The following is a 26,511-nucleotide window of genomic DNA, read 5'->3' as shown; positions in this document are numbered from 1 at the left end:
GCCTATACCAACACCCAGAAGTAGGCGCAGCCGGCGGCCAGGAAGAGGACGCTGGGAGTGATTATCCGCAGCCAGGCAGCGAAAGGGTTGACCCGGAAGAACTCGCAGGTCAGCAGAAAGCAGATATGCAGGGGGGAGCCCAGGACCCCGGCGTATCCGGCAAACATGGCCAAAACCAGATACGCGAGCCTGTTTTCCAGCCCCAGGTGATCCAGGATGCCCACGATGAGCGGAAAAGTAGCCCCAACAAAGGCCAGGGTGATTCCGGAGATCATTCCCACCACCAAGGGCAGGAAAACGCTGATCAGAACCAGGGCCGAGGCGCTGCCCGTGCCCTGAGCCAACTCCCGGACCACACCGCTTGTATCCAGCACATCCTTGAAGACGAAGATGGCCACCAGGGTAAAGAGCATCTGGAGGAAGTGCTTCTTGACCAGAAGAGGCCAGACCGTGGCAGTCTTAAGCCGGTTCTGGCGCAGACAGGCCCAGATCGCAAGGACCAGGGCCAAAATGAACCCCAGTTCTGAGGGCACGGGGATATCAGCGACCCAGATCGCTCCCTGAAGGCCGAGGGTTCCCCCCACGGCCAGGGCCAGGGGGAGGGTGTCCCACCAGGTCCCGCTGTGCCCGTCAGGAGGGGCGGATTCAGAGGCCTGTTGCGGGAGGGGCATTTTCCGGGGACGCAAAAAGAAAATCCAGCCCAAGAGGATGCAGATGGGAAAGCTGGGCCAGGTGAGCCCGATGAACTGCAGCAGGGAGGTGCTGCTCAGGGAAGCGGCCAGGATGATGCCCGGATACATGGGCCAGATCAGCTCCCATAAATGCCGGAACCAGTAGTTGAGCAGGGTCTGATGCATTGGGGTCAGGGAGAATTCGCGGGCCGCGGACTTGACCATGGGAGCGGAGAACACGGCGCCGCCGGGCATGGGCAAAAGCCCGATCAGGGCCGGGAAAAAGGCCAGGCGGAGCCTGGGCCATTTCAGATGCCTGGACAGGGTGTGCATGATCTTCTGGCTCTGACCGCTGGTCTCCAAAAGATGGCTCAGGATCATGATGGCTTCAATGATAACCAGGAGCAGGATGAACTGGGGGGCGGCCAGGGCCGAAACTGCGGTTGCGGCCCAGTCTATCGGCCCCAGTCCGAAGCTCAGCCCCAGGATGAGGCTGCCGGCCAGGATGGAGAGACCTATGCCCAGCCTGAAGCGGATTCCAAGGAGCATGAGGGCAAAAGCCGCGCCGACCTTGAGCACGGGAAGAAACAGTGGTGCGTCCATATTTATCATAGCAGCGTATTAAGGTGTTTTTCCTTCATCCCCGGGGGCCTCCGGCCGGCCCAGAATCCATGCCGCGGCACTCGCCAGGTCAAAAGCGATGCACGACGGATGCCCGCCCCATCCGGATTCCTCCCTGCAGGGCTGTTTCTGTTCAGGCCCCGGACCCTGGGGGGAGGCAATCAGAATGGAGCCCAGCAGGCCCGCATTGCGGGCAAAGAGGATATCGGATTCTTTGTCTCCGATCATCAGGCTTGTGCCGGGCTGGAGGCCGTGCTCGGCAGCCAGCCTGGTCCACAGGCCGGTCCCGGGTTTGCGGCAGTCGCAGCCCTGGTCCGGGGCATGAAAGCAGACCGCATGGCCGTCAATGACGATGCCGTGCTCCCGGAGTCTGTCCTCCAGCGCGGCCTGGACCCGGGAGAAGTCCTGTCTGGAGAAATAGCCTCGTCCCACACCGGACTGGTTGGTGACCACAAACAAGCGGAATCCGGCCCGGGACAGGGCCCGGAGTCCTTGTGCGGCCCCGGGCAAAAGGCGGACCCCCTCCGGACTGGCCAGGTAGTGCCGGTCGTAGATGATGGTTCCGTCCCGGTCCAGGAGGATGCTGCAAACTGATGAAGCAGTGGGCATAGGCCTGTGTACCAAGGGGTCGGGAGGAAGTAAACACAGCAAAGGCCGGCTGTGTTGCAGGCCGGATAGGCTTCTGATATGTTTTGGCCAATCGAGGGGCTGGATGCCTTCGACGGGCGATACGCCCTTTTCAGGGTTGTGCACACACGTTTTCCCATCATTATATGATCACACTGATTGCAGCGGTGCTCCTCGCTCTGGGTGTTTCGGCCTTGTGTTCCCTGGCTGAAGCAGTCCTGTATTCCGTAAGCTGGAGCTACATCGAGACTCTGCGCCAGTCGGGAAGCACCTCGGGCAAGGTGCTGTTCAAGCTGCGGGAGAACGTGGACGAGCCGATTACGGCCATTTTGACCCTGAATACGATCGCCCATACCGTCGGGGCCTCGGTTGCCGGCGCATCCGCGGCAGTGGTCTTTGGCTCCGATTCCCTGCTTGTCTTTTCTGTGGTCTTTACCCTCCTGATCCTGATCCTGTCCGAGATCATTCCCAAGACCATCGGGGTGATGTACAACAGGGGACTGGCCGTCTTCATGGCTCGGCCTTTGAATCTTCTGGTCCTGGCCATGAAGCCGGTGATCAAGGCCATCAGCCTGCTGGTGTACTTCATCGGCCGCAATCAGGACAGCCCGGAGCATTCGGAAGAAGACCTTCTGGCCCTGGCCAGCTTGACTCGCAAGAGCGGGGTGCTTAAACGGTTCGAAGAGCTGTCCATTCAAAACATCCTGGCTCTTGATACCCGTACCGTGCGTCAGGTCATGACCCCGCGCACGGTTATTTTTTCTCTGCCCAGCCAGAGCACTGTATCCGAGGTCTGGGACGGACAGCATGTCTGGCCTCACAGCCGGGTGCCGGTGTACGACAACGATGATCCGGAAGATATCGTCGGTCTGGTCTACAGGCGGGAGGTTCTGCAGGCCCTGGCCCAGGACCGGTATGAACAGAAGCTCAGCGACCTGATGAAGCCGGTTCACTTTGTCCTGGAGTCCATGACCCTGGACCGGGTGCTGGTCACCTTTCTGGAATCCAGGCTGCATCTGGCCGTGGTTCTGGATGAATACGGCGGTTTGGCCGGGGTGATCACCCTGGAGGATATCCTGGAAGAGATCCTGGGCAACGAAATCATGGATGAAACCGATCAAGTTGCTGATATGCGCGATCTGGCCCGGCGCAAGCGCCAGAGGCTGCAGAACGCGGCTGGGAAAACCTAAGGAGGTGGCACATGGCCGGAAAATCAGGCCAGCGCATGATGTATATTGGTGCCTTCGCCCTGCTGGCCGTGGGGTTGGCGGGATTGATGATCAGCGGAGTGAGCAGGGACAGCGTCTACTTCTTGAATGTTTCAGAGGCCTTGGCCAAGGGGCTGGACAACCTGGACAAGGCCAGGCTGTTCGGGAAAGTGAAGGAAAACGGCCTGGAGCACCGGAAGGATACCGTGGGAGTGAGCTTTCTGCTGGCTGATACGGAGAATCCTGACCAGGCCATCCGGGTTGCCTACCAGGGGGCTGTGCCGGACACCTTCCGGCCCGGAGTGGAGGTGATCGTTGAAGGAAGATCACACAGCACGGCCTCGTCGTTCACCGCCCATACCCTGATGACCAAATGCCCCTCCAAATACGAGAACGAGTAGCAGCCCTTGATGACACATAGTATAGGTTTTTTCTGTTTGCTGGCTGGGATGGGGCTGAGCATTGCGCTCTGCGCCTGGTGCGGGCACATGCTCTGGCGGGGAAAGGCGCAGGGGATGCACAAGGTGGTGTGGATCCAGGCGCTCATCGTGGGCTTGACCCTGGTTCCCTCCCTCATTCTGGCCGACGCCCTGCTCGGACATGATTTTTCCTTTAAGCTGGTGGCCGACTACACAGACTCCCTCCTGCCCTGGACCTACGCCCTGACCGCATTCTGGGCCGGCCAGGAGGGCTCGTTCCTGTTCTGGACCCTGGCCCTGGCCGTGGTTGGGCTGTTCTGGGCCGGATCGTCCTCCGGCAGGGGCGTGCCGGCAGAAAGCACCTGTGCTTTCTGGATGGTCTACAGCCTGGTCCAGGCCTTTTTCTTTCTGATCTTGACCACGGTCAGCAACCCCCTGCTCCAGCTCTCACCGCCCCCTGCAGACGGAAACGGCCTCAATCCCTTGCTGCAGCATCCGGGGATGGTCTTTCATCCCCCACTGCTGTTCATCGGATACGCCGGTCTGACCGTACCGGCCGCGGCCGGCCTGGGAACGGTCTTTGTCCAGGACGACGCCTGGCTGGAACGGGTCAGAAACTGGACCTTAACGGCCTGGATCTTTCTGACCGCCGGCATTGTCCTCGGGGCCTGGTGGTCGTATATGGAGCTGGGCTGGGGCGGATACTGGGCCTGGGATCCGGTGGAGAACGCCTCCCTGATTCCCTGGCTGGCCTGCAGCGCCTTCGTGCACACGGCGGTCATCGGCCGCAAGAGCCGGGCCCTGGGCCGAACCAATGTAGCCCTGGCCGGGCTGAGTCTCGTGCTCTGCCTCCTGGCCACATTCGTTACCCGCAGCGGGATGCTGGACTCCCTGCACGCCTTCGGGGCTCAAGGGGTGGGCCTGCCCCTGATCTGGGGCATGGGAGCCGGAGTCCTCTTGGTGCTGCTGGGGATACTCGGGGCCCAAACCTCCCTCCGGCGCCAGCTGCCCTCCATCGGCAGCCAGCAGGGTGGGATCGTCCTGCTGACCTGGCTTTTGCTCATCCTGGCCGCTGTGATCGGCCTGGGGACCCTGTGGCCGCTGATCAGCCGGATCTGGTCCGCGCAAAGCGTGGGGTTCGGTCCAGATTTCTACAACCGGGTCTGCCTGCCCTTTTTTGCCCTGTTCATCATCGGCCTGCCCTTCTGCCCCTGGCTGGGGTGGACCGGCTGGAAGCGTTTTCCCAAAGTGCTGGCCGGAATCCTGGGCGGGGCCCTGATCCTGGGGGCGGCTGCCTGGACCCTGGGGATCCGGGATCTTCTCCCCCTGCCCACTGTTGCCTTTGCCCTTGTCGCCGTGCCCTCTCTGCTTGGTATCTGTCTGTATCGCTCCGCATACCGCAGGCGCAGGTCGGGATGGGCGGTGATGGCGGTTCATATCGGGCTGGCTGTAGTGGCTCTGGGCATTGCCGTGTCCGGTCCCTACGCCCAGGAGAAAGACGCGGTGCTCAGTCCTGGACAACAGCTGCGGCTTAAGGAGTATACCTTCACCCATCTCTCTCTGAGCAGAGAGCGGACCCAAAGGATGGAGGCCTACAAAGCCACTTTGCGGGTGGCCAAGAACGGCAGGGAGATCGCACGTCTGGTCCCGGAGCGCAGAATGTACCGCAGCTTCAACCAGCCCTTTGCCGAGGCCGCTGTTATTCCCGGCCTGGGAGACGAGATCTACGCCACATTGCTGGGCTTTGACCAGGAGGACCGGGTTCGGGTTCAGGTGCGGATCAATCCCGGAGTGAACTGGATCTGGATAGGAGGAACCCTCATGTGTCTGGCCGGGCTGCTGGCCATACGGAGGCAGAGGCCACCCCGGCAGGAAAGTGATGCATAAGGCAGTACCCAGGCATCCGGGACAAAAAATAGGGGTTCTTCGACGTAACCTGTGGATTTTTGGAGTTTGCCGTCTCTTTGTAATCGTTCAGGCTCCCTGAACAAATACCTCTATTCTATGTGCTGAGAAGGAAGGGCTTGAGGTGGGGACACAGGTGAGACAGGAGCTGGTCTTTGAGCTGAAGGATGTGAGCTACGGATACGGGGCCGGGGATGTCCTGCATGCTGTTTGGCTTCAGATCCCGGCCCGGACCACCGTCCTGGTCTCCGGCCCGAACGGAAGCGGAAAGACCACCCTGTTCAAGCTGCTGTCCGGGGTGCTGACCCCTTCGCAGGGGCGCATCGACCGCTGGATATCCTGGGCAGAGATGGTCAGTCTGGGCCATGAGACCGCTTTGTATTCCGGATTGACCGTGCTCGAGAATCTGCGTTTCTGGACCCGCATGTACCGCAGCCAGAAACCGGAGCGGGAGCTTCTGGACCTCCTGGCCCGGGCAGGGCTGGAGGCAGTGGCCTATGAGCCGGCCTCTCATCTGTCCCGGGGCATGGCTCAGCGCTTGAGCCTGGCCCGGGTGTTGGCCTTGACCCCCAAAGTGCTTCTGCTGGATGAGCCCATGACCGGTCTGGATGGTCCGTCCCAGGACATGATACGCAGGGAGGTGGTCCGGGCCAGAAGGCGGGGGGCCACGGTCCTGCTGATCACTCATTCCCCGGATACGGACATCCAGTCGGCGGACTACCGCCTGGAACTGGGCGAAGGGAAAGCGACAATGCGGGCGTGGGACTGATGCGAGACAGCGTGTGCGGACATGTTCAGGAAGCGAAGGCCGAAGGCGGGACATGTGGGCCCAGATAGCAGCCCTGGCCGGAAAGGACCTGCGCCTGTTTCTGACCCGGGGGCATGGGGCGGTTCAGGCCATTCTCCTTGGCCTGCTGCTGATTTTTCTCTTCAGCCTGGCCGGGGCCGGGGAGGACAGAGTGCCGGGGGATTGGGCCGCGGCCATCTTCTGGTTGGCCAGCTGTTTTTGCCAGGTCCTGGTTTTTAATGCCCTTTACGCCCTTGAGGATGCACACAATGCCCGGGACGCCCTGCTCATGGCCCCTATGCCCGTGCAGGCCATCTGGGCCGGGAAGGCGGCGGCCGGGGGAGCGGTGCTGATCATTGTCCAGGCCGTGTTCATCCCGGCCTGCACTGTTTTTCTCAAGCTGGGCGGGGTGCATTCCTGGGCCTGGCTGTATGGAACCATCCTGCTCATTGACTGCGGGGTGATTGTTTTGGGCGCCCTGCTCGGAGGGATGGGCAGCGAGCAGTCCGGCCGGGATTCCCTGTTCACAGTGATTTTTTTCCCCCTGCTGGCCCCGTTGCTCCTGGCCGGGATCCGCCTGGGCGGGTTTGCCCTGGAGGGCGGGCTGGACAATCCCTGGGCCTGGGTTCAGCTGGCCGCGTCCTTTGATCTGGTGTTTGCCGGTTTGGCCCTGCTCCTTTTTCCAGTTGTCTATCGAGGATGACCCGCTGGGGAAACCCCGCATGTCTGGCCAGCCGCAGGCCCGCAGCGACAGCCAGCAACTCCGCCGGAGATACAGGGATGCCGTTTTTTTTCATTCTTGCCGCGCTCACCTGGGCCGCCCTACTCGTTTCGCAGGGCATGGTCTGGCTCTACGCCCCGGTGGAGGCGAGTATGGGCCCGGTGCAGAAGATATTCTATCTGCATCTGCCTCTGGCCTGGTGGGCATTCATGGCTTTTTTTGCCGTTTTTGTGGCCAGCATCGGCTTCTTGTGGACCAGGAGACCGGCCTGGGACAGACTGGCCGCGGCCTCGGCCGAAGTCGGGGTTGTGTTTACCCTTCTGGTCCTGATTACTGGCTCCATGTGGGGCAGGGCTTCCTGGAACACCTGGTGGACCTGGGATCCCCGTCTGACCACGGCCCTGGTCATGTGCTTCGCATACAGCGCCTATCTGGCCCTGCGCCAGGCATGGATCCCCAGCCCCAGACGGGAGGTGCTGTGCGCGGTGCTCGGGGTTCTGGCCTTTGCCGATGTCCCCCTGGTCTTTGTCTCCGCCCGCTTGTGGCGGAGCATACATCCTGCGGTCTTTGCCTCTTCCGGAGGCGGAATGCCCGGGGAGATGCTGAGCACCGTGGCAGTCTGCCTGCTGGCCTGGGGAGGTTTGACAGGGCTCATGATCACCCACAGGTACCGTCAGCTCCAGGTGCAGGCCAGACTGGACAGGCTTCTGGCGGAAAGATACAGGTGAGGAGCGGACATGCTCCGGGAACCAAAAGAACAGGGAGTCGTTTCTATGCTCAGTGGGTCAGGTATGCTCCTGGCGGCCAATATCGTGGTCTGGAGCGGCATAGCCCTCTATATCGTGGGCTTGGGCCGTCGATTTCAACGCCTGGACAGACGCGTCCACCAGCTGGAGATTCTGCGTGAGCAATCCACTGAGTCGAAATAGGCCGCACAGCGCGGCGGCAACCGGTCTTGTCCTTGTGGCCCTGGTGCTCATGATCGGATACTCCGTGGCCTATCGATGGGCGAACCCCTCGCTGACCATCCACAGGAGCCACTCCCATGCGCCGGAGCAAAATGACATGACGGACATGATCGGGAGCTTGATGCAGCGCCTGGAGGACAACCCGGAGGATGCTGACGCCCTGCGGGGGCTGGGGCAGGCCTTTATGCGCATGCAGGCCTGGTCCCAGGCCAGACGGTTCTGGGAGCGCCTGGTGGCTGTAGAGCCGGAGAATACAGATGCCCGCCAGCGGCTGGCCATGTGTCTCTTCCGGCTTGAGGAATACGCAGCTGCTGCAAAGGAATTGAGCCAGGTCCTTCGGGCTGAGCCGCACAACGGCTTCGCCCTTTTCAACCTGGGGGTGCTGTACACCCATTATCTCCATGATCCCAAGCAGGGACAGGCCTATTTTCAAAAAATCGTTGATTCGCCTGGGGTCAGTCCTGAGATCAAAGACCAAGCCCAGGAGCAACTTGAAGCCAGGAATGGAGGATAAGAGAACAATGACCAAAGTGCTCAAGCACGCCCTGACCTTTGACGATGTCCTGCTGACCCCGAGATATTCGGAGGTCCTTCCGGACACTGTGGATGTATCCACCCAGCTCACCCCCAGCATCCGCTTGAACATCCCCCTGCTCAGTGCAGCCATGGATACGGTTACCGAATCCAGGCTGGCCATTTCTATGGCCCGGGCCGGCGGAATCGGCGTTATCCACAAGAACATGTCTATTTCCAGGCAGCGGGTCGAGGTGGACAAAGTCAAAAAGTCCGAAAGCGGAATGATCGTGGACCCGATCACCATCGAACCGGAGTGCAGCGTGGGCCGGGCCCTGGAGATCATGGGTGAATACCGGATATCCGGACTGCCTGTGGTCAAGAACGAGCAGCTCCTGGGGATCGTGACCAACCGGGACGTCTTGTTTGTGGAAGACATGCAGACCAAGGTCTCGGAGGTGATGACCAGTGAACATCTGGTCACCGTGCCTCCGGGGACCAGCCTGGAACAGGCCAAGCGCCTGCTGCACAAGAACAGGATCGAGAAGCTCTTGGTCGTGGACGATGCGTACCAGCTCAAGGGGTTGATCACGATCAAGGACATAGACAAGATCAAGAAGTATCCGGATGCCTGCAAGGACGAGCTGGGCCGCTTGCGGGTGGCGGCTGCGGTCGGAGGCGGAGAGGACCTGGACGAACGCTCCGCGGCCCTGGTCAGCGCTGGTGTGGATGTCCTGGTCCTGGACTCGGCGCACGGACACAGCAAGAATATTCTTGCCGCTATCTCCAGGCTGAAGTCCGATTATCCAGAGATACAGGTCGTGGCCGGAAACGTGGCGACCACGGAAGGAACCGAGGCCCTGATCAAGGCCGGGGCGGACGCGGTCAAGGTGGGCATCGGGCCGGGCTCCATCTGCACCACCCGGGTGGTGGCCGGAGTCGGTGTGCCCCAGGTCACCGCCATCATGGATGCGGCCAAGGCCTGCCGCAAGCACGGCCGCTGCTTGATTGCCGACGGCGGGGTCAAGTTTTCCGGGGATGTGGTCAAGGCCCTTTCCGCAGGCGCGGACTCGGTCATGATGGGCAGCATGCTGGCCGGAACCGAGGAAAGCCCGGGGGAGACCATCCTCTATCAGGGCCGGAGATACAAGATCTACCGGGGGATGGGCTCCATAGACGCGATGAAGGAAGGCAGCAGCGAGCGGTATTTTCAGCAGCAGAGCAACAAGTATGTGCCGGAAGGCATTGTGGGCCGGGTTCCGTACAAGGGCAAGGTCAAAGAGACCCTGTATCAGCTGGTCGGGGGGCTCCGCTCCGGCATGGGCTATGTGGGCTGCGCCTCTATCCAGGAGCTCAAGGAGGACAGCGAGTTCATCCAGATCTCTGCGGCCGGATACAAGGAAAGCCATGTCCACGATGTGATCATCACCAAGGAATCCCCCAACTATCAGATAGAAAGCTACTAGCAAATGCCTGCGGGCCCGCCGCAGGTTATGCGAACCTTGAATTCTGAACTCGGAGCGCGCAATGCATCCTGAAGAAACGGTTCTCATCCTGGATTTCGGTTCCCAGTACACCCAGCTGATCGCCCGCCGCATCCGGGAGGCCGGGGTGTATTCCGAAATCCAGCCCTATACATTGCCTGTGCAGGAGATTCGGGCTCTTCAGCCCACTGGCATCGTTCTTTCCGGAGGTCCGGCCAGTGTGTGCGACCCGGACTCCCCGGGGGTTGATGCGGAGATTTTTTCCCTGGGAATTCCCATCCTCGGGATCTGCTACGGCATGCAGCTCATGGCCAAGGCCCTGGGCGGGGACGTGGTTCCGGCCCAGAACCGGGAGTACGGCCGGGCCGAGCTCAGTCTGCTGGCCCGTAATGCAGTGTGGACCAACATGCGCGATGACGGGCTGACGGTGTGGATGTCCCACGGAGACAGGGTCATACGTCCGCCGGACGGGTTTACTGTCCTGGCCCGGACCGATCAGGTGGAGATCGCGGCCATGGCCGACCCGGACCGTAAACTGTACGCCTTGCAGTTTCATCCGGAAGTGGCCCATACCGAGGACGGAGATCAGATCCTGCGCAACTTCCTGTTTGAGATTGTTCAGGCCAAGCCGAGCTGGACCATGGCCTCCTTTGTCCAGTCCGTTCTGGACGAGGTCCCGGCACAGGTGGGTTCCAGCCAGGTGGTCTGCGGCCTGAGCGGGGGGATCGATTCCACGGTGGTGGCCGCTCTTTTGCACCAGGCAATCGGCAAGCAGCTGCACTGCATCTTTGTGGACAACGGTTTGCTCCGGGCCGACGAAGGGGAGGAGGTGGTCCAGTACCTGCGCAAGTACTTCGACCTCAACCTGCGTTACGTTCAGGCCCAGGACATCTTTCTCAGCCGCCTGCATGGGGTGCACGACCCGGAGGAAAAGCGCAAGATCATCGGAAACACCTTTATCGAGGTCTTTGAACAGGAAGCCACGTCCATTCCAGGGGTTCGCTTCCTGGCCCAGGGCACCTTGTATCCGGACGTGATCGAAAGCGTGTCCTTTAAGGGGCCGTCAGCCGTGATCAAGAGCCACCACAATGTGGGCGGGCTGCCGGAAAAGATGAATCTTGAGCTCATTGAACCCCTGCGGGAGCTGTTCAAGGATGAAGTGCGCAAGGTGGCCATGGAGCTGGGCCTGCCGGATTTTCTGGTCTGGAGGCATCCGTTTCCCGGACCGGGGCTGGCCATCCGGGTGATTGGAGAGATCACCCCGCAACGGCTGGAGATCCTGCGTCGGGCGGACAAGATCGTGCAGCACGAGCTCATGGCTTCTGGGTGGTATTTTAAGATATGGCAGGGGTTTGCCGTGCTCCTTCCGTTGAAGACAGTGGGCGTGATGGGAGACGAGCGGACCTATGAGCATGTGATCGCCCTGCGGGCGGTGGAGAGCAAGGATGCTATGACCGCGGACTGGGCCAGGCTGCCAGACGACCTCCTGGCCCGGATCTCCAACCGGATCATCAATGAGGTCAAAGGGGTCAATCGGGTAGTTCTGGATATCTCCTCCAAGCCCCCGAGCACTATTGAATGGGAGTAGGGCCACTGTCGGGATTCGGCTCCAGTGGCCGATATATGCCGGGGCTTGATCCCGAGTCACGGATGACGGCCTGATCAAAAGGAAAATGCCATGTTTGGAATTGGTACCACGGAAGTCCTGCTCATCCTGGTAGTGGCCCTGCTGGTCATCGGCCCCTCCAAGCTGCCGGACGTGGCTCGGGCCCTGGGCAAGGGCATGGCCGAGTTTCGGCGCATGAGCTCTGATGTGAAACGGACCATTGATTTTGAGTCCCAGCTGGCGGACATGGAACAGAGCAGTCAGGCCAAGACCGGAACGGACAAAGCCGGCGCCGGCCAGGAAAGCGCGGATTCATCTTCGCAGCAGGGGATGACCGGGGAAGGGACCCAGGGGGACGAGGAGAGGCCAACCGGCCGGGAAACGGACGCAGCCCAGGACCGGTCCGCTGCGGGGACTGGACAGGGGCCGGACCGGGCGGAGGAGACCCGGAGTACGCACAATGGCTGATACGGAGGGACAGGAGACTCAGGACCAAGGCTCCGGCCTGGGGGAAATGGGGTTTCTGGAGCACCTGGACGAGCTGCGGAAGCGGCTGATCCGGGCCCTGATTGCGGCATTTGCTGGAATGCTGGCCTGTTATGCATTCTCCAAGACCCTGTTCGACTGGCTTATGCTCCCCTTGTTCCGGGCCTTGCCGGATGAAAGCTCCATGATCTATACCGCCCCGCACGAGGCGTTTTTTACCTATATCAAGGTGGCTTTTGTGGCCGGGGTCTTTGTGACCAGCCCGTATATCTTCCACCAGGTATGGCTCTTCGTCCGCCCGGGGCTGTACGCCCATGAGCGGAAATACATCCTGCCCATTTCCTTCTGCTCGGCCCTGCTGTTTGTAGTCGGCAGCCTGTTCGGGTACTTCATCGTCTTTCCCTTTGCCTACAAGTTCTTCATGGGGTTCGCGGATGTATTCATCAGCCCCATGATTACTATGAAGGAAGGCTTTTCCTTTGCCCTCCGTCTGCTCATAGCCTTCGGCATTGTGTTTGAGCTGCCCCTGGTCATATTCTTCCTGGCCAGACTGGGCCTGGTTACCCCGGCCTGGCTGCGGGCGAAGCGCAAGTATGCAATCCTGTGCGGCTTTTTGGTTTCAGCCTTTTTGACCCCCCCGGATATCTTCACCCAGACCTTTATGGCCGGACCGCTTATTCTCCTGTATGAGCTGGGGATATGGATTGCGGTTTTTGTAGGCAGACAACGAAACGACGAGGCCAAGGAGACGGCCCATGCCTCAGATGACGGCGCGGCTTGAGCGGAGGACCAAGGAAACCAGCATCCGGGTCGGCCTAAAAATCCCTGGAGAGGGGCAGATACAGGTTGATACCGGCATGGGATATGCAGATCACATGATGACCCTGATGGCCTTCTGGGCCGGAATGGATCTGGAGCTCACCTGCCAGGGTGATCTGGAGGTGGACGCCCACCACAGCCTGGAAGATATCGGACTCTGCCTGGGCCAGGCCCTGCAGGAGGCGGTCGGGGACAAGGCAGGCCTGGCCCGGATTGGCTGGGCCAGGGTCCCCATGGATGAGGCCTTGGTGGAAGCGGTTGTCGACCTGTCCGGACGCCCCTATCTGGTCTATTCGGATCAGGTGGTTCCGGCCGTGCTCTTCGGCCAGGAAAAGGATGTCTGGCGGGAGTTTTTCAAGTCCCTCGCCTTTCGGGCCGGGATGAACATACACATCAATTTTGCTTACGGACGCAACGGACATCACCTTTTGGAAGCGGCCTTCAAGGGGGTTGGGCTGTGCCTGCGGCAGGCCCTGCGCCACGAACATGCAACGGTATTCAGCACAAAGGGGAGCTTGGATTGAACGCCAGATATGTACTCGGTCTCGGAGTCGCTATCGGACTGCTTCTCATCCTTGGATGCGGTCCACGGCAGGTAGGCGGTCCTGATCTGGATCAGACTGATCTGGCTGTGGCCAACTTCATCAAGCCCTGCCATGCATGGCAGCTCTTGGCCGGATGCCTTCCTGAAGACAGGGAGCGCCTGGACCCAGAGGTGCTGAAAACCCTGGATGCAATCTTGGACCAAGAGCTGGAGGCCCGGGATGTCACCGCCTATCAGGGGCCCTCGGTAGTGCGCCAGTGCCAGGAGATCATCCTGTTCGAAGCCGAAGACCTGGACATGTCCGGACTGGAGTATTGGACCCGGATAGGGCGCTGTGTACCGGCCGATCTTCTGCTGGTCCCTCAGGTCTTTGAATGGCGGGAACGCAAAGGAGGGGAATGGAGCGCGGAGCAGCCGGCCAAGGTTGTCTTTGATCTCTTCCTGGTGGATGTGCGCAAAAAAGAGCTTGTGGACCGCTTCCATTTTGATCAGGAGCAGAAATCCCTGACTGAGAATCTGCTCGGCCTGGGCCGCTTTTTTAGCCGGGGGGGCAAGTGGGTGCGCGCCGAGACCCTGGCCCGGGAAGGGATGCGCAAGGGCCTGGAGGAGCTGGGCCTATGATCGTCTTTCCGGCCATAGACATCAAGGACGGCCGCTGTGTGCGCCTGCGGCAGGGCGTGGCCAGCGAGCTGACCGTGTTTTCCGACGACCCCCTGCAGATGGCCATGCACTGGGTCGAACAGGGGGCACAGTGGCTGCATGTGGTGGACCTCGACGGGGCATTCCAGGGAGAGCCGGTGAATAAGGATCTCATCCAGGCCCTGTGCAGTCGGGTTCCAGTTCCGGTCCAGCTGGGCGGGGGGATCCGGGAGATTGAGGCAGCCAAACAGTATTTTCAGGCCGGAGTGGCCAGGTTGATCATCGGGACCATGGCCCTGGAGGACGCTGAAACCCTGAAGTCGTTGTGCCGGGCGTATCCCGGACAGGTCGGGGTGTCTTTGGATGCGGACAACGGCCGGCTCAAGGCCAGGGGGTGGGTGGCGGAAACGGATTTGACCGTGGAGCAGGTCCTTCCGGAATTGGAGGCCATGGGGGCCGCTTTTGTCGTGTATACGGACATCAGCCGGGACGGAATGCAGAACGGGGTGAATCTGGACGGGGTGGCCCGGGTGGTGGAGGCCACATCCCTGCCGGTGATCGCAGCCGGGGGGGTGACTGATCTGGAGGATATCAAGGCCCTGTTCCCCTTGGCTGCCAAGGGCCTGGCCGGGGTCATAACCGGAAAGGCCATCTACGATCACAGCCTGGAGCTGAAGCAGGCCCTGGATTGGGTGGCAGGGCAGAACACCTGGCCGGGGGCGTGACCTCAGACCCCGCCGGCCAGAGCAGTTTTCCAGGAAAGGGCGCCGAAAGGCGCCCTTTGTATTTACAGCAGGGGCAGGTACTTGTTCAGCTCGTAGTCTGTGACCTGAATCCGGTAGTTGTGCCACTCGATGCGTTTGTTCTCGATGAATTTGTCGAAGATGTGATCCCCCAGGGCCTCCTTGAGCATGGTGCTGGAGGCCATTTCCTCAATGGCCTCGTACAGGCTGCCGGGGAGATTGTGGATCCCGTGGGTCATGCGCTCCTCATGGTGCATGTCGTAGATGTCCGCCTCCACCGGGGCGGGGAGTTCGTAGTTCTGCTCAATGCCCTTCAGGCCGGCGGCCAGGGTCACGGCAAAGCACAGGTACGGATTGCAGGCCGGGTCCGGGGAGCGAAGTTCCACCCTGGTGGCCGCCTCCTTGCCCGGCTTGTACATGGGCACCCGGGCCAATGCCGAGCGGTTGCGCTTGGCCCAGGCGATGTACACCGGGGCCTCGTACCCGGGGACCAGACGCTTGTAGGAGTTGACCCACTGGTTGGTCACTGCCGTGTACTCCCGGGCGTGCTTGAGCAGGCCGGCGATGTAGGAACGGCCCATCTGGCTCAGTCCGTACTCCCCTTCCGGATCGTAAAAGGCGTTGACATTGCCCCGGAACAGGGACTGGTGAACGTGCATGCCGCTGCCGTTGGCCCCGAACAGGGGCTTGGGCATGAATGTGGCGTACACCCCGTGCTTGCGGGCGATCTCCTTGACCAGGACCCGGTAGGTGACTGATATGTCGGCCATCTTCAGGGCTTCCTGGTAGCGGAGATCTATTTCGTGCTGGCTGGGGGCCACTTCATGGTGGCTGTATTCGACCTCAATGCCCATATTGTTCAGGGCCAGGATGATGTCCCGGCGGATGGGGTTGGCCAGGTCCAGGGGGGGAGCGTCGAAATACCCGCCGACATCCAGGGTCTTGGGCTCCTGGGAGTTGGCGAAGAGAAAGAACTCCAGCTCCGGTCCGACATAATAGCTCAGGCCCTGTTCCGCGGCCTTGTTCAGGATGCGCTTGAGCACATACCGGCTGTCGCCCTCGTAGGGGAGGCCTTCCGGGGTCTTGATGTCGCAGAACATGCGGGCCACCGGGTACTCCGTGGGACGCCAGGAGATGAGCTGGAAGGTGGTTGGGTCGGGAAAGGCCACCATGTCGCTTTCATGGATCCGGGAGAATCCTTCGATGGAAGATCCGTCAAAGCCCATGCCTTCCTCGAAAGCCTCCTCCAGCTCCTGGGGCATGACCTGGAAGTTCTTGATTGTGCCCATGACATCCACGAACCAGAACTGAATGAAGTTGATGTTGTGTTCCTTGACCGCCTTTTTCACATCGTCCGGAGTTTTGCAATCGAAAATCGGGGGGGTGTTGGTCATGATCCTGCCTCTGTTGCACTGTGTTGGTGGTTGCCAGACTGCTTCCCGTGCGGTGCCGCCAAAAGGTCTGTGGACGGCCCTCGGGCCGTCCACAGGGTCGTGGCCTGAAAATTACCACGTATGGAATGCGTCAGTCGCAGCGCAGGAACGGGAAGAAGCGCATCCGGACGCCGCCCAGGATCCTGCGCCCAGCAGCAAAAAAACTGCCCGGAACGCAAATCCGAATACTTTACAGATTTCCATCCTGGAGGTCAAAGCACTGCACACGGGGCATACGCCAGGCAGATCCGGAAACTCCGGCTTCAGCATCCAGTGGCCAAGAGCCCGGAACGTCTGCAGTCTGTTGTGCTGGGAGGCATCCCCGGTTCCCTCCGAAAGCGAGCCGGGCTCATGCCTCCGGGAGCCATGCGCCGAGAAAGTCCCGGCTGTTTCCCCCGGAGCGCAAATGCTGGATCAGAGCGGAGCCGAAGACCACGGCGTCCACGCTGTCCTCCAACCCCTGAAGCTGCTCAGGGGAGCTGAGGCCAAATCCGAGGGCGATGGGCTGGGTGAAGATCTCCCGGGCCATCTGCAGCTGGCGGATAAGAACTGAGGGAAGGGAAGCTTTGGATCCGGTGGTGCCCAAAACGGAAACGAAGTAGACAAACCCCATGGCCCGACGGGCGTAGGCCTGCATCCGCTCCCTGCTCGTGTTCAGTCCGACCAGGCTGATCAGGGTCACCCCCTGGGCCGAGAGGAGACCTTCGATGTCCTGGTTTTCCTCCAGGGGCAGATCGGGAACGATGATGCCCTGCACCCCGGCCATGGCCGCATCCCGGGCCAGATTCTCCCATCCGTACTGCAGAAAGGGATTTGCATAGCCCATGAGCACGATGCCGGCCTTGATGCCCTCTCTGCGGGCCCGGAGTCCGTCCAGGATCCAGGGCAGGTCTACTCCCCGGGCCAGGCACTCCTGGGCCGCCTCGTCCACCACAGGGCCGTCGGCCACCGGGTCGGTGAAGGGGACGCCGATCTCAATGATATCCGCTCCAGAGGCATCCAGGGCCTGGATTTGATCCCAGAAGGCGTCCAGTTCCGGGAACCCGGCCGGGAGATAGGGAATGAGGGCCATCCGGCCCTGGGCTCCGGCCCGGCGGATTGTCTCCTGCAACATGTCGTTTTTCATGGCTGCCGTTCTCCTTTACAGTCCTTTGTCCATGACAATATCCAGATCCTTGTCCCCCCGGCCGGAAAGATTGACCAGCACATCCTGGTCCGCAAACAGGGATGCGTTGTCCAGGACATGGGCCAGGGCGTGGGAGCTCTCCAGGGCGGGAATGATCCCCTCCAGGCGGCACAGCCTTTGGAAGGCGTTCAGGGCCTGGGCGTCGTTGACCGCGGTGTAGCTGACCCGACCGGAACACATGAGGTGCACGTGCTCCGGCCCGACGCCGGGGTAGTCCAGTCCCGGGGCCACGGAATGGGAGGGCTCGATCTGTCCGTCCCTGGTCTGCAAGAGGTAGCTCAGGGTTCCGTGCAGGATCCCGGTCGATCCCTTGGTCACAGTTGCCGAGTGATGGCATCCGGGTGTGCCCTGACCAGCGGCTTCCACTCCGGTCAGGGCCACCTGGGCGTGGGGGACAAAGGGGTGAAAGATGCCGATGGCGTTGGATCCTCCACCGACACAGGCCACCACCTGATCCGGCAGGCGGCCGATGATCTCCCTGCTCTGGTCCACGGCCTCGGTGCCGATCACGGATTGCAGATCACGGACCAGGGTGGGAAAGGGGTGGGGGCCGACCGCTGATCCCAGGCAGTAATGGGTTGTCTCCTGCTCCGCGATCCAGTGGCGCAGGGCGGCGTTGACAGCGTCCTTGAGGGTCTGGGTGGAATGCTCCACCGGACGGACCTGGGCACCCAGAAGTTCCATCCGCCGTACGTTCTGGGACTGTCGCCGGACATCCTTGGCCCCCATGTACACGATGCAGCTCAGACCGAACATGGCCGCGGCCGTGGCCGAGGCCACTCCGTGCTGTCCGGCCCCGGTCTCGGCCAAAAGGCAGGTCTTGCCCATTTTTTTGGCCAGCAGGGCCTGGCCGACGGTATTGTTTATCTTGTGCGCTCCGGTGTGGGCCAGATCCTCCCGCTTGAGCCACAGGCGGCAGCCAAGCTCCCGGGACAGCCGGGAACAAAAGGTCAGCGGCGTGGGCCGGCCCACGACCTGGCTGAGCACTGTGTCCAGCTCAGTCTGGAATTCCCTGCCGGGCAGGATGGTCTGCATGGCCTGTTCCAGTTCCAGCAGCGGGGGCATGAGCAGCTCGGGCACGAACTGTCCGCCGAAGTCGCCGAAATATCCTTTTTTCATCGTCTCCTCCTTTCTGCGTCCTGGCCCGGGGATGGAGAGTCGGTCCTTGCTCCAAGGCGTCCCAGGCATTGTTCGATCCGTTTGTGGTTTTTGATCCCGGGGGAGTGCTCCACCCCGGAGTTGAGATCCACGCCGTCCGGACGGCAGGCCTGAAGCATGGGTTCCAGGTTGTCCGGGGTCAGCCCTCCGGCCAGGAACCAGGGGCGGGGGAACGCGAGGTCTGCGATCCAGGTCATATCAATGGTCCGGCCGTGTCCGCCCCCATGCAGTCCGCTGTCCAGAACAAAGGCGGAGCAGACCGGGGCGAAGCGCTCCAGGTCCTCCTGCATGGCCCGGGCATGGGGGTAGCCCTGGGGCCAGAGGACCTTGAGCACCCGCTCCGGACCGAGGTCCAGGCACTCCCCCGGGGATTGACCGCCGTGGAGCTGGGCCAGGTCCAGGCCGGCGGTGCGCATGCAGGCCGAAATCTCTCTTTGGCTCTGGCGGACAAAGACCCCAACCCGGCCGGGTGTGCCCCGGGGCAAGGCGCCTGCCTGCTCAGGCCGGACGAAGCGCGGGCTTTGGGGGTGAAAGATAAATCCGATCAGATCAATCCCCAGCCTGGCGCAGGCTGCCACATCTTCCGCTCTGGTCAAGCCGCAGACCTTGACTTTCATGCTCTGCTCTCCGCTGTGGGGCATTTCCCTGTCTGAGGCTCAAGGCCCTCGGTCAAGGCCCGCAGGGCCCCCAGCCGGTCCGGACTGTCCATGATGGAGGTCCCAATCAGACAGGCGGCGTAGCCCAGTTCGGCCCGGTCCAGGATCTGGGTCCGGCTGGACAGTCCGCTGGCGCAGATCCAGGTCTCGTTGTCCTCCCGGTCCGCAATAAGCTCCCGGTGCAGGTCCATATTCAACTCCAGGGTGTCCAGATCCCGGCTGTTGACCAGGATGACTGCGGCCCCGAGAGCTTTGGCCGCGGCCAGATCCCGGCGGTTGAAGACCTCGACCACCGGCTCCAGGCCGGCCTGGATACCGGCCTGGAACACTGTCTCCAGCCCCTCGGGGTGGGCGGAGAACAGACGGACAATGAGCAGGAAGGCGGAGGCCGGGGTTGCAGCGGTTTCGGTTACCTGGGCCGGATGGATGATGAAGTCCTTGCGCAGCAGGGGGAGCCTGCTGCCGGCCATGGCTGGCAAAGCATCCAGGCTGGAACCGAAGAATGTCCTGTCGGTGAGTACAGACACCGCCGCCGCCCCGCCGCGGGCGAACAGCTCCGCGGCGGAGGCCGGGGAGAGGTCCGGGGCAATGGCCCCTCGACTGGGGGAGGCCGGCTTGTATTCGGCTATGACCGCTCCCGGTCCGGCCTGAGTCAAGGCCGAAGCCAGGGCCGGTGAGCGTTCACGGCACGCAGGGGGCGGGCCGGTTTGGGTATAGGTCAGCTCCAGCCGGGCAGTTTCCTGTTCCTTGGCCCGGACAAAGCGCTGGAGCATGTCTGTTTTCCGGGTTCGGGCGGTATCCGATGTTCTGGACATAGGGGCTTCCTTTGTGGTTGGGCGTGCATCAAGCTCTGGTCATCCTGCTCAGGCCTCGGCCCCGATCGGGGTCATGACCCCCCGGTCCACGACCTGCCGTGCTCGACGGACGCATCCGGCCAGATCCGGATCCTGGTCCAGAAGGGACAGGGCCAGGCCCAGGTTCAGGGCCACCATGTTTTTGACCGCTTCCGTCCCTCGGCCCTGGAGGAGATCGCGCATGATGTGCAGGGCGGTCTCCTTGTCCCCGGCCGCAAGCTGGTCCGGACTGCATTTGGGGATACCCAGGCCGGCCGGGTCGACGTCCGCAGGTGTGCACCTTCCGTTGCGGATCATGATCACGGTATTCACCCCGCAGGGGGTAAGCTCATCAAAGCCTTTTGCCCCGTGGACGACTGCGCCGGCCTGGACTCCGGATCTGGCCAGGACGTCGGCCACCAGGGAAACGGCCCGCGGATCGCCGACTCCCAGGAGCTGATGCGTGGGCCGGGCCGGGTTCAGCAGGGGCCCCATGAGGTTGAACAGGGTGGGGATGCCCAGGTCCTTGCGGATGGGGGCGATATGGGCAAGGGCCGGATGGAAGGAAGGGGCAAAGAGAAAGGCGAAGTTGGAGGCCGCCAGGGAGGTATGGACCTCCTCCGCGGTCTGGGCAAAGGGGATGTTCATGGCCTCGATGACGTCAGCGCTGCCGCAGGCGCTGGAGACTGCCCGGTTTCCGTGCTTGACCACCTGGTAGCCCATATGGGCCAGGAAGAAGGAAACGGCCGTGGAGCAGTTAAAGCTTTTCTTCCCGTCTCCTCCGGTACCGCAGGTGTCGATGCTGCGGCCGTGAACCGCGGGGCACTGCCGGGAGTGCTTAAGGGCCGAGTGGACTGCCGCGGCCATCTCCTGACTGGTGGCTCCCTTGACCCGCAGGCCCAAAAGGAAGGCCCCGGATTGGGCCGGACTCATCTGCCCGGAAAACAGATGGTCAAAACATCGGGCGGCGGCACTTTCGGAGAGATCCTGGCTGCTGGCCAGGCGTTCCAGGCTTTGGGTTACGATCATGGCGGGCTCCTTTATGCAGCGGATATGTGGTTCTGATTTCTGTGCTTTGCAGGCTGGTCAGCCGCAGAGGGCATGGACGAAGCAGGGCGGTCCGCATCCGGCTTACGGTCCGGGATTGTCCCTACGTGGCGGACAAAGTTGCGGATCAGGGCGGGGCCGTCCGGAGTGAGAATGGATTCCGGATGGAACTGAATCCCCATCCAGGGCCGATCGGCATAGGCCAGAGCCATGGGCTCACCGTGCTCGCTCCAGGCCGTGACCTCCACCTCCAGGGTGGTGCTTTGCGGACTGCAGTCCATGATCAGGGAGTGGTATCTGGTTGCAGTGAAAGGCTGGGGCAGGCCGGTGAACAGACCGCTTCCCCGGTGAGAGACGGCTGAAGTCTTGCCGTGCATGATCCGCCCGGACCGGATGACTGGATACCCGGCGTGGCTGGCCAGGATCTGATGGCCCAGACAGACCCCCAGGACCGGGACGCGGGAGGGCAGGGCCCGCAGAAACTCCAGGCACTCTCCGGCATTGTCCGGCCCTCCGGGGCCGGGGGAGATGATCACCGCTTGCAGGGACGGGGCTGCGGCCAGAGAGAGGAGACCGGGATGATCGTGGCGCAGAACCCGGGGGAAGATATCCAGCCCCTGCAGGACCTGAACCAGATTGTAGGTAAAGGAATCATAGTTATCGATGAGCAAATACATCGCTGCCTCCGTTCTGATTGAGGATATGGGTGACCACTGAGGCCTTGCTCTGGCATTCCTCCCATTCGGCCTGGGGATCGGAATCGCTGACTATGCCTGCTCCGGCCTGCCACATGAGCTGGCCGTCCTGAAGCCACAAGGAGCGGATGGTGATTCCGGTGTCCAGGTCCACCCTGCCTGGGTCCAGGCCCAGCCAGCCGACGGCTCCGGCATACGGGCCCCGGGGCAGCTCCTCCTCCTGGGCGATGATCTCCATGGCCCGGATCTTGGGGGCGCCGCTGACCGTTCCGGCCGGAAACGCGGCCCGGAGGACGTCCAGGGCGTCCAATTCCGGGGCCAGCCGGGCCGAGACCGAGGAGGTGAGGTGCATGACATGGGAGAATCGCTCCACCTGGAGAAAGGAGCTGACCTCCACGCTGCCCGGAGCAGCGACCCGGCCCAGGTCGTTGCGGGCCAGATCCACGAGCATGACGTGCTCGGCCCGTTCCTTTTGGTCTGTGCTCAGCTCCCGGGCCAATGCCTCGTCCTCCTGCGCGGTGCGGCCCCGTTTCCTGGTCCCGGCTATGGGATGCTCCTCCAGATACCCATTGGTGCAGCGGACCAGCAGCTCCGGGGAGGAGCCGAGAACGGTCATTTCCGGGAGCTGGAGAAAGAACATGTACGGGGAGGGGTTGACCTGGCGCAGGCGGCGGTACACGGAAAACGGGGACCCGGAAAACCGGGTCTGGAACCTGGTGGAGAGCACGACCTGGATGGCTTCTCCGGCGTGGATCATTTCCCGGGTCCGTTCCACCGCCCGGCGGTAGGCGTTTTGATCAGGGGTGGACTGCACCGGCCCGGTGTGGACCTGGGCGGAATGCTCCCGGGAGGAGGCAAAAGAGGTGGGTTCATCCTGATTGAGCCCGAGATAGATGCATCTGGAATGCAGGTGGTCGAACAGGATCTGCTGAGCGGGAAGGACCAGCTGCAGATGGGCGTTCTCCGGAGGCAGAACATGCCGCAGCCTGGGCTCGAACACCCCGGCCAGCCCGTAGCCGAAGGATCCGAGCAGGGATCTGGTCATGGGCGGGAGGTCCGGGCCCCCTTCCGGAGGCAGGATGCGCAATGCCCGCATCACCCCGCGCAGACCGGAAAGCAAAGGCTGGCCATTGAGCCGGGCCAAGGGTTCGCAGTCCGGATGCAGGGGGGTGCAGTGCAGATTCCCTTCCCGGCAGGTGAGCAGCAGGGAGAAGTCCCAGGCCAACAGACTATAGCGGCCCATGTGGCCGTCAACTTCCGCGCTTTCGAGCAGGATTCCGGGGGCATCCCGGATCAGATCCAGGTACAGGCTGACCGGGGTCTGGGTGTCGGCGGGCAGTATTCTGGCCTGCTGGTGCAGGGCGATCTCCATGTCCATAAACAAAGGCTCCTGTGCTGTTGGGGTCAAGGGTTTGGATGTGAGCACAAAAAAGGCCGCGTTCCGGGGGGGAACGCGGCCTGAATCCTGCTGGCGGTTCAGCGGCAGGTCACGGTTCTCCCCCGGATTGGGCACCACTCCACCACCAGGCGGCCATGTCCTGGAGCAGGTCCAGCTCTCCGGCTGCGGCCAGATTCAGGAAACGCCGGAAGTGCCGGACTGCGTCCTGGCTGTAGGGGTTGGCTTCGAACAGGGTCTGAAACAGGGATCCGTCCTGGGTCAGCATTTTCTGCGCGGCCTGCAGCCTGCGCTGGAACGAGGGGGTGATGAAGTCCATGATCTCCTGATCCTGAGCAGCTGCGGCCAGATAGGAAATGGTGGTCACGAAATTCAGCCCCTGGATCCTGGCCATGGCCTGATCGTGAATCCGGGCGGTGGTGGCGAAGGGGGCGAGGCGCAAGGTGCGGAAAAAGTCGTGCACTGTGCCGCAGGCAGGCTCGTCTCGACCGGGGACGACGGCCACCTTCAGCGCGGTCTCCGGTTCAGGGCGGGGACCGAACAGGGGGTGGGTTCCGACCACCGGCCCGGCATGGGCATCCAGCATCAGGCGCAGCGGCTGCTCCTTGACTGAACAGATATCAGCCAGGATTGCCCTTGGGGGCAGGCAGGGGCCGATGGTGTCCAGGACCTCGGGCATGGCCTCTATGGGGACGGCCAGGAGCACGAGATCGGACCGGTTCAGGTTGGCTTCTATCTGCTCCGGCAGCAGGGGGCGGTCACAGCCGGAAACACGCAGGCCGCTGTCCCGCATGCGTGCGGCCAGGAGCCGGCCCATGCCCCCCTGGGCCCCGATCAGGGTTACCGTATGGATCTGGTTTGCTGGAACACTCATGACTCGTCCTCCATAAAGGCCTTCCAGGCATCCCAGAACCCAGGGAAGGACTTGGCCACACACCCCGGCTGATCCAGCTCGACCTGTATGCCGGCCAGGCCCAGAATGGAGAGGCTCATGGCCACCCGGTGGTCGCCGTAGGTGCAAAAGCGGATGCGCCGGTTCCGGGGCAGGGGCCGGGGGGAGATGATCATCCCGTCCTCCCGGAGATCCACCCGGGTTCCGATTCGTCCCAGTTCCGTGGCCATGGCCTGGGCCCGGTCGCTTTCCTTCAGCCGCAGATGGGCCACGTTGGTGATCCTGGTCGGAGAGTGGGCCAAGGCGGCCAGGACGGCCACGGTGGGCACCAGATCCGGACAGTATCCCATATCAGCGTCTGTACCCTGAAGCCTGGCCGGGGCAAGGGCTATCTCCTGCTGGTCGACCCGGGGCACGGCTCCCATGGACCGCAGGATGTCCAGGATCTGCCGGTCGCCCTGCATAGAGTCCGGGTTCAGGCCCAAAAGACGCACTCCCCGGGGATGGAGCAGACCGGCGGCCAGGAAGTACGAGGCATTGCTCCAGTCCCCCTCGACCTGAAAGCGGCCCGGGGTGTAGGGACCCGGGGGCACGATGAATCTGATTCCTCCGGGAACGATATCGGTCAGCCCGGTCCAGTCCGCGTCCAGCCACTCACCGGCCTGGGTGCAGGTCTGTACCCTTGCCCTCCGCCCGAAGGCCTGCATAACCTGCAGGGTCAGGGCCACATAGGGCCAGGAAAGGACCGTTTTTCCCGTGATGGCGATGGTCAATGCAAAGCGGGCATAGGGAGCGGCCAGGAGCAGCCCTGAGAGATACTGGCTGGACTGCTCCAGGCTGATCTCCACCCGTCCCCCGCTCAGTCCGTGGGGGGTGAGGACCAGGGGCGGACATCCGGGGCGATCTTCGTACCGGACCCCGCATCCCTGCTCAGAGAGGGCCCTGGCCAGCTCCTGGATGGGGCGCTGATGCATGCGCCCCCTGCCGAATACGCGGCATGGGACCCGGCCCAGGGCGGCCACTGGGAGGATCAGCCGGCAGGTGGTCCCGGATTCGCCCACGTCCAAGGACACAGTCGCATTCCCGGCAATGGTCCGGGGGTCGATCCCGGAAACGGCCAGGTCGCCGTCGGAGGTGACCTCAATTCCGGCCCCCAGGGCCTGCAGGCAGTGAACAGTGCAGCGCAGGTCCTCGCTGTCCAGGACATTGGACAGGATGGAGGATCCCGGGGCAAGGGCCGCAGCGATGACCGCCCGATGAGATACGGACTTGCTGGCCGGAACCTGAACGGCAATGCTCATGCCGGATCCTCCCCGTTCTGCACCTGATGGGACGCGGCCAGGTCCAATCCCGGACCGTTGGGATAGCTGCCCAATATGCGCAGGCTGTGGCAGGCGGAGCCCATCTCCTGCATGAGCTGGGCATACTCCTGTCCGGAGAGGTCGCACTCCACGTCGGCGAAAAAGACGTACTGCCAGCGTTCTCCTCCCGAAGGTCTGGATTCCAGCTTTTTCATATTTACCCCTTCCCGGGCCAGGAGGTTGAGGACTGCGGCCAGAGAGCCCGGGCGATCCGGGAGGGTGAAGACCAGGGAGGTCTTGTCCCGGTTGCCCTGGGGCGGGTGATCCGGGCCGATGATCAAGAATCGGGTCCAGTTTTCGGGCAGGTCCTCAATCCCGGTGCGCATGACCGTCAGCCCCAGGCTGCGGGCCAGGCCGGGGTGGGCAATGGCTGCTGTCCCGGGTTCGGTCCGGGCCCGTTCGGCCCCGGCAGCCGTGCTGGGCATGGGGACTATCTGGGCCTGGGGGACATGGCCGGCCAGCCAAGAGGTGCACTGCTGCAGGGCCTGGGGATGGGAGAAGACCACCTGGATGTCGGCGAGGCGCTCTGCGGTGGACAACAGGCTGTGACTGATGCGGCAGAAGATCTCGGCCTGAATGAAGACTTCGTAGCGAAGGAAGAGATCCAGGCTTTGGCCCACCGATCCCTGCAGGGAGTTTTCCAGGGGAATGATGCCCAGCTCGGCCTGCCGGGAGCGGACGGCCCGAAAGACCTCCTCCAGGTTCGGGCAGGGGGTGAAGGACGAGGCCCGCCCCAGGTAGTGTAGCCCGGCGTAGTAGGAGAATGTGCCTTCCGGGCCCAGGTAGACCACTCTCTGGGGGCGCTGCAGGCTGCGGGAGGAGGAGAGGATCTCCCGGTAAATGGCCTGCAGGTGCTCGGCTGGCAGGGGCCCGGGATTGGCCTCCAGGATCCGGTCCAGAACGTCCTTTTCCCGAAAGGGCTTGAACACGCTCTCCCGGCCTGAGTTCTTCAGCTGTCCCACGGCTATGCTCAAGCGGGCCCGCTGATTGAGCAGCTGGACCAGCTGGGAGTCCAGCTGATTGATCTCCTCGCGGATCTGAGTCAGATCCAGATTGTGGACCGTCTGGGGAGAAGGGGATGGGCCGTTCATGG

The 26,511-nt window shown here is 62.4% G+C and carries 28 protein-coding genes; 15 read left to right on the top strand and 13 right to left on the bottom strand.

Annotation, left to right across the window (positions count from 1 at the left end):
• Positions 1–2: 2 nt before the first annotated feature.
• Positions 3–1,274, bottom strand: a complete 1,272-nt coding sequence (locus tag N902_RS0106885) for a DUF401 family protein (RefSeq protein WP_027370338.1) — start codon at positions 1,272–1,274, stop codon at positions 3–5.
• A gap of 18 nt (positions 1,275–1,292) precedes the next feature.
• Entirely contained in the window at positions 1,293–1,901 is a 609-nt protein-coding gene (locus tag N902_RS16825; protein WP_034622090.1) for a D-glycero-alpha-D-manno-heptose-1,7-bisphosphate 7-phosphatase, read from the bottom strand.
• Between the two features lie 164 nt (positions 1,902–2,065).
• Here N902_RS16825 and N902_RS0106875 point away from each other — a divergent pair, with 164 nt between their 5' ends.
• The 15 genes from N902_RS0106875 to hisA all read left to right on the top strand — a co-directional run bounded on the left by N902_RS0106875 (position 2,066) and on the right by hisA (position 14,743).
• The gene (locus N902_RS0106875) at positions 2,066–3,109 is read left to right on the top strand and encodes a hemolysin family protein (RefSeq protein ID WP_027370337.1); all 1,044 of its coding nucleotides are present in this window, start codon (positions 2,066–2,068) and stop codon (positions 3,107–3,109) included.
• A gap of 11 nt (positions 3,110–3,120) precedes the next feature.
• Positions 3,121–3,528, top strand: coding sequence for a cytochrome c maturation protein CcmE (locus N902_RS0106870; RefSeq protein ID WP_027370336.1), 408 nt, complete (start codon positions 3,121–3,123; stop codon positions 3,526–3,528).
• A gap of 9 nt (positions 3,529–3,537) precedes the next feature.
• Entirely contained in the window at positions 3,538–5,433 is a 1,896-nt protein-coding gene (locus N902_RS0106865) for a heme lyase CcmF/NrfE family subunit (RefSeq protein WP_034622089.1), read from the top strand.
• Between the two features lie 142 nt (positions 5,434–5,575).
• Positions 5,576–6,220: an ABC transporter ATP-binding protein gene (locus N902_RS0106860; RefSeq protein ID WP_051564395.1), complete on the top strand. Its 645-nt coding sequence runs from the start codon at positions 5,576–5,578 to the stop codon at positions 6,218–6,220.
• Positions 6,221–6,272: 52 nt separating this feature from the next.
• Positions 6,273–6,941, top strand: coding sequence for a heme exporter protein CcmB (locus tag N902_RS0106855; protein WP_027370333.1), 669 nt, complete (start codon positions 6,273–6,275; stop codon positions 6,939–6,941).
• Between the two features lie 77 nt (positions 6,942–7,018).
• Positions 7,019–7,687 (top strand): cytochrome c biogenesis protein CcsA, encoded by a 669-nt coding sequence (gene ccsA / locus N902_RS0106850; RefSeq protein ID WP_027370332.1) that lies wholly within the window; start codon positions 7,019–7,021, stop codon positions 7,685–7,687.
• A gap of 9 nt (positions 7,688–7,696) precedes the next feature.
• Complete coding sequence (locus tag N902_RS16820) at positions 7,697–7,888, top strand: CcmD family protein (protein WP_034622087.1); 192 nt, start codon at positions 7,697–7,699, stop codon at positions 7,886–7,888.
• On the top strand, positions 7,863–8,441 hold the full coding sequence (locus N902_RS0106840; RefSeq protein WP_153304159.1) for a tetratricopeptide repeat protein: 579 nt from the start codon (positions 7,863–7,865) through the stop codon (positions 8,439–8,441). Before N902_RS16820 ends, N902_RS0106840 begins: the two co-directional genes overlap by 26 nt.
• Before the next feature lie 7 nt (positions 8,442–8,448).
• Positions 8,449–9,906 (top strand): IMP dehydrogenase, encoded by a 1,458-nt coding sequence (gene guaB / locus N902_RS0106835; RefSeq protein ID WP_027370330.1) that lies wholly within the window; start codon positions 8,449–8,451, stop codon positions 9,904–9,906.
• Positions 9,907–9,967: 61 nt separating this feature from the next.
• On the top strand, positions 9,968–11,512 hold the full coding sequence (guaA, locus tag N902_RS0106830) for a glutamine-hydrolyzing GMP synthase (protein ID WP_027370329.1): 1,545 nt from the start codon (positions 9,968–9,970) through the stop codon (positions 11,510–11,512).
• A gap of 90 nt (positions 11,513–11,602) precedes the next feature.
• Positions 11,603–11,998 (top strand): Sec-independent protein translocase protein TatB, encoded by a 396-nt coding sequence (gene tatB / locus N902_RS19140; protein WP_027370328.1) that lies wholly within the window; start codon positions 11,603–11,605, stop codon positions 11,996–11,998.
• 46 nt (positions 11,999–12,044) lie between these two features.
• Complete coding sequence (gene tatC, locus N902_RS0106820; RefSeq protein WP_027370327.1) at positions 12,045–12,797, top strand: twin-arginine translocase subunit TatC; 753 nt, start codon at positions 12,045–12,047, stop codon at positions 12,795–12,797.
• Positions 12,772–13,359 (top strand): imidazoleglycerol-phosphate dehydratase HisB, encoded by a 588-nt coding sequence (gene hisB / locus N902_RS0106815; RefSeq protein WP_027370326.1) that lies wholly within the window; start codon positions 12,772–12,774, stop codon positions 13,357–13,359. The genes tatC and hisB overlap by 26 nt, the downstream gene beginning before the upstream one ends.
• Entirely contained in the window at positions 13,356–14,000 is a 645-nt protein-coding gene (locus tag N902_RS16810) for a hypothetical protein (RefSeq protein WP_051564394.1), read from the top strand. The genes hisB and N902_RS16810 overlap by 4 nt, the downstream gene beginning before the upstream one ends.
• Positions 13,997–14,743, top strand: a complete 747-nt coding sequence (hisA, locus tag N902_RS0106805; RefSeq protein ID WP_027370325.1) for a 1-(5-phosphoribosyl)-5-[(5-phosphoribosylamino)methylideneamino]imidazole-4-carboxamide isomerase — start codon at positions 13,997–13,999, stop codon at positions 14,741–14,743. The genes N902_RS16810 and hisA overlap by 4 nt, the downstream gene beginning before the upstream one ends.
• A gap of 62 nt (positions 14,744–14,805) precedes the next feature.
• Here hisA and N902_RS0106800 read toward each other — a convergent pair whose 3' ends face one another.
• The 11 genes from N902_RS0106800 to pheA form a co-directional block, all read right to left on the bottom strand.
• Positions 14,806–16,155: a glutamine synthetase family protein gene (locus N902_RS0106800; RefSeq protein ID WP_027370324.1), complete on the bottom strand. Its 1,350-nt coding sequence runs from the start codon at positions 16,153–16,155 to the stop codon at positions 14,806–14,808.
• Positions 16,156–16,543: 388 nt separating this feature from the next.
• Entirely contained in the window at positions 16,544–17,320 is a 777-nt protein-coding gene (gene trpA / locus N902_RS0106795; RefSeq protein ID WP_027370323.1) for a tryptophan synthase subunit alpha, read from the bottom strand.
• 15 nt (positions 17,321–17,335) lie between these two features.
• The gene (gene trpB, locus N902_RS0106790; protein ID WP_027370322.1) at positions 17,336–18,499 is read right to left on the bottom strand and encodes a tryptophan synthase subunit beta; all 1,164 of its coding nucleotides are present in this window, start codon (positions 18,497–18,499) and stop codon (positions 17,336–17,338) included.
• Positions 18,496–19,155, bottom strand: a complete 660-nt coding sequence (locus N902_RS16805; RefSeq protein ID WP_051564393.1) for a phosphoribosylanthranilate isomerase — start codon at positions 19,153–19,155, stop codon at positions 18,496–18,498. The genes trpB and N902_RS16805 overlap by 4 nt, the downstream gene beginning before the upstream one ends.
• Complete coding sequence (locus tag N902_RS16800; protein ID WP_244147385.1) at positions 19,152–20,009, bottom strand: indole-3-glycerol-phosphate synthase; 858 nt, start codon at positions 20,007–20,009, stop codon at positions 19,152–19,154. The genes N902_RS16805 and N902_RS16800 overlap by 4 nt, the downstream gene beginning before the upstream one ends.
• Before the next feature lie 48 nt (positions 20,010–20,057).
• Positions 20,058–21,056, bottom strand: a complete 999-nt coding sequence (trpD, locus tag N902_RS0106775; RefSeq protein ID WP_027370321.1) for an anthranilate phosphoribosyltransferase — start codon at positions 21,054–21,056, stop codon at positions 20,058–20,060.
• An 11-nt stretch (positions 21,057–21,067) separates the two neighbouring features.
• A complete protein-coding gene (locus N902_RS16795; protein ID WP_084287953.1) occupies positions 21,068–21,751 on the bottom strand; it encodes a glutamine amidotransferase-related protein in 684 nt (227 codons plus the stop codon).
• Complete coding sequence (locus tag N902_RS0106765) at positions 21,732–23,147, bottom strand: anthranilate synthase component I family protein (RefSeq protein ID WP_244147384.1); 1,416 nt, start codon at positions 23,145–23,147, stop codon at positions 21,732–21,734. The genes N902_RS16795 and N902_RS0106765 overlap by 20 nt, the downstream gene beginning before the upstream one ends.
• Before the next feature lie 109 nt (positions 23,148–23,256).
• Entirely contained in the window at positions 23,257–24,039 is a 783-nt protein-coding gene (locus N902_RS0106760) for a prephenate dehydrogenase/arogenate dehydrogenase family protein (protein ID WP_027370319.1), read from the bottom strand.
• Positions 24,036–25,358 carry a 3-phosphoshikimate 1-carboxyvinyltransferase gene (locus N902_RS0106755; RefSeq protein WP_027370318.1) on the bottom strand — a complete coding sequence of 441 codons (1,323 nt, stop codon included), beginning with the start codon at positions 25,356–25,358 and terminating at the stop codon, positions 24,036–24,038. The genes N902_RS0106760 and N902_RS0106755 overlap by 4 nt, the downstream gene beginning before the upstream one ends.
• Entirely contained in the window at positions 25,355–26,509 is a 1,155-nt protein-coding gene (gene pheA, locus N902_RS16790) for a prephenate dehydratase (RefSeq protein ID WP_051564392.1), read from the bottom strand. Before pheA ends, N902_RS0106755 begins: the two co-directional genes overlap by 4 nt.
• Between the last annotated feature and the right edge of the window lie 2 nt (positions 26,510–26,511).

Source organism: Desulfovermiculus halophilus DSM 18834, from assembly GCF_000620765.1.
In the GTDB taxonomy this organism is placed as follows: domain Bacteria; phylum Desulfobacterota; class Desulfovibrionia; order Desulfovibrionales; family Desulfothermaceae; genus Desulfovermiculus; species Desulfovermiculus halophilus.
This window is presented reverse-complemented; position numbering and strand designations above follow the sequence as displayed.

Excerpts from the sequence above, each read along its gene's own strand:
- N902_RS0106885 (WP_027370338.1), bottom strand. The coding sequence starts at position 1,274 with ATGGACGCACCACTGTTTCTTCCCGTGCTCAAGGTCGGCGCGGCTTTT.
- N902_RS16825 (WP_034622090.1), bottom strand. The coding sequence starts at position 1,901 with ATGCCCACTGCTTCATCAGTTTGCAGCATCCTCCTGGACCGGGACGGA.
- N902_RS0106875 (WP_027370337.1), top strand. The coding sequence starts at position 2,066 with ATGATCACACTGATTGCAGCGGTGCTCCTCGCTCTGGGTGTTTCGGCC.
- N902_RS0106870 (WP_027370336.1), top strand. The coding sequence starts at position 3,121 with ATGGCCGGAAAATCAGGCCAGCGCATGATGTATATTGGTGCCTTCGCC.
- N902_RS0106865 (WP_034622089.1), top strand. The coding sequence starts at position 3,538 with ATGACACATAGTATAGGTTTTTTCTGTTTGCTGGCTGGGATGGGGCTG.
- N902_RS0106855 (WP_027370333.1), top strand. The coding sequence starts at position 6,273 with ATGTGGGCCCAGATAGCAGCCCTGGCCGGAAAGGACCTGCGCCTGTTT.
- ccsA (WP_027370332.1), top strand. The coding sequence starts at position 7,019 with ATGCCGTTTTTTTTCATTCTTGCCGCGCTCACCTGGGCCGCCCTACTC.
- N902_RS16820 (WP_034622087.1), top strand. The coding sequence starts at position 7,697 with ATGCTCCGGGAACCAAAAGAACAGGGAGTCGTTTCTATGCTCAGTGGG.
- guaB (WP_027370330.1), top strand. The coding sequence starts at position 8,449 with ATGACCAAAGTGCTCAAGCACGCCCTGACCTTTGACGATGTCCTGCTG.
- guaA (WP_027370329.1), top strand. The coding sequence starts at position 9,968 with ATGCATCCTGAAGAAACGGTTCTCATCCTGGATTTCGGTTCCCAGTAC.
- tatB (WP_027370328.1), top strand. The coding sequence starts at position 11,603 with ATGTTTGGAATTGGTACCACGGAAGTCCTGCTCATCCTGGTAGTGGCC.
- tatC (WP_027370327.1), top strand. The coding sequence starts at position 12,045 with ATGGGGTTTCTGGAGCACCTGGACGAGCTGCGGAAGCGGCTGATCCGG.
- hisB (WP_027370326.1), top strand. The coding sequence starts at position 12,772 with ATGCCTCAGATGACGGCGCGGCTTGAGCGGAGGACCAAGGAAACCAGC.
- hisA (WP_027370325.1), top strand. The coding sequence starts at position 13,997 with ATGATCGTCTTTCCGGCCATAGACATCAAGGACGGCCGCTGTGTGCGC.
- N902_RS0106800 (WP_027370324.1), bottom strand. The coding sequence starts at position 16,155 with ATGACCAACACCCCCCCGATTTTCGATTGCAAAACTCCGGACGATGTG.
- trpA (WP_027370323.1), bottom strand. The coding sequence starts at position 17,320 with ATGAAAAACGACATGTTGCAGGAGACAATCCGCCGGGCCGGAGCCCAG.
- trpB (WP_027370322.1), bottom strand. The coding sequence starts at position 18,499 with ATGAAAAAAGGATATTTCGGCGACTTCGGCGGACAGTTCGTGCCCGAG.
- N902_RS16805 (WP_051564393.1), bottom strand. The coding sequence starts at position 19,155 with ATGAAAGTCAAGGTCTGCGGCTTGACCAGAGCGGAAGATGTGGCAGCC.
- N902_RS16800 (WP_244147385.1), bottom strand. The coding sequence starts at position 20,009 with ATGTCCAGAACATCGGATACCGCCCGAACCCGGAAAACAGACATGCTC.
- trpD (WP_027370321.1), bottom strand. The coding sequence starts at position 21,056 with ATGATCGTAACCCAAAGCCTGGAACGCCTGGCCAGCAGCCAGGATCTC.
- N902_RS16795 (WP_084287953.1), bottom strand. The coding sequence starts at position 21,751 with ATGTATTTGCTCATCGATAACTATGATTCCTTTACCTACAATCTGGTT.
- N902_RS0106765 (WP_244147384.1), bottom strand. The coding sequence starts at position 23,147 with ATGGACATGGAGATCGCCCTGCACCAGCAGGCCAGAATACTGCCCGCC.
- N902_RS0106760 (WP_027370319.1), bottom strand. The coding sequence starts at position 24,039 with ATGAGTGTTCCAGCAAACCAGATCCATACGGTAACCCTGATCGGGGCC.
- N902_RS0106755 (WP_027370318.1), bottom strand. The coding sequence starts at position 25,358 with ATGAGCATTGCCGTTCAGGTTCCGGCCAGCAAGTCCGTATCTCATCGG.
- pheA (WP_051564392.1), bottom strand. The coding sequence starts at position 26,509 with ATGAACGGCCCATCCCCTTCTCCCCAGACGGTCCACAATCTGGATCTG.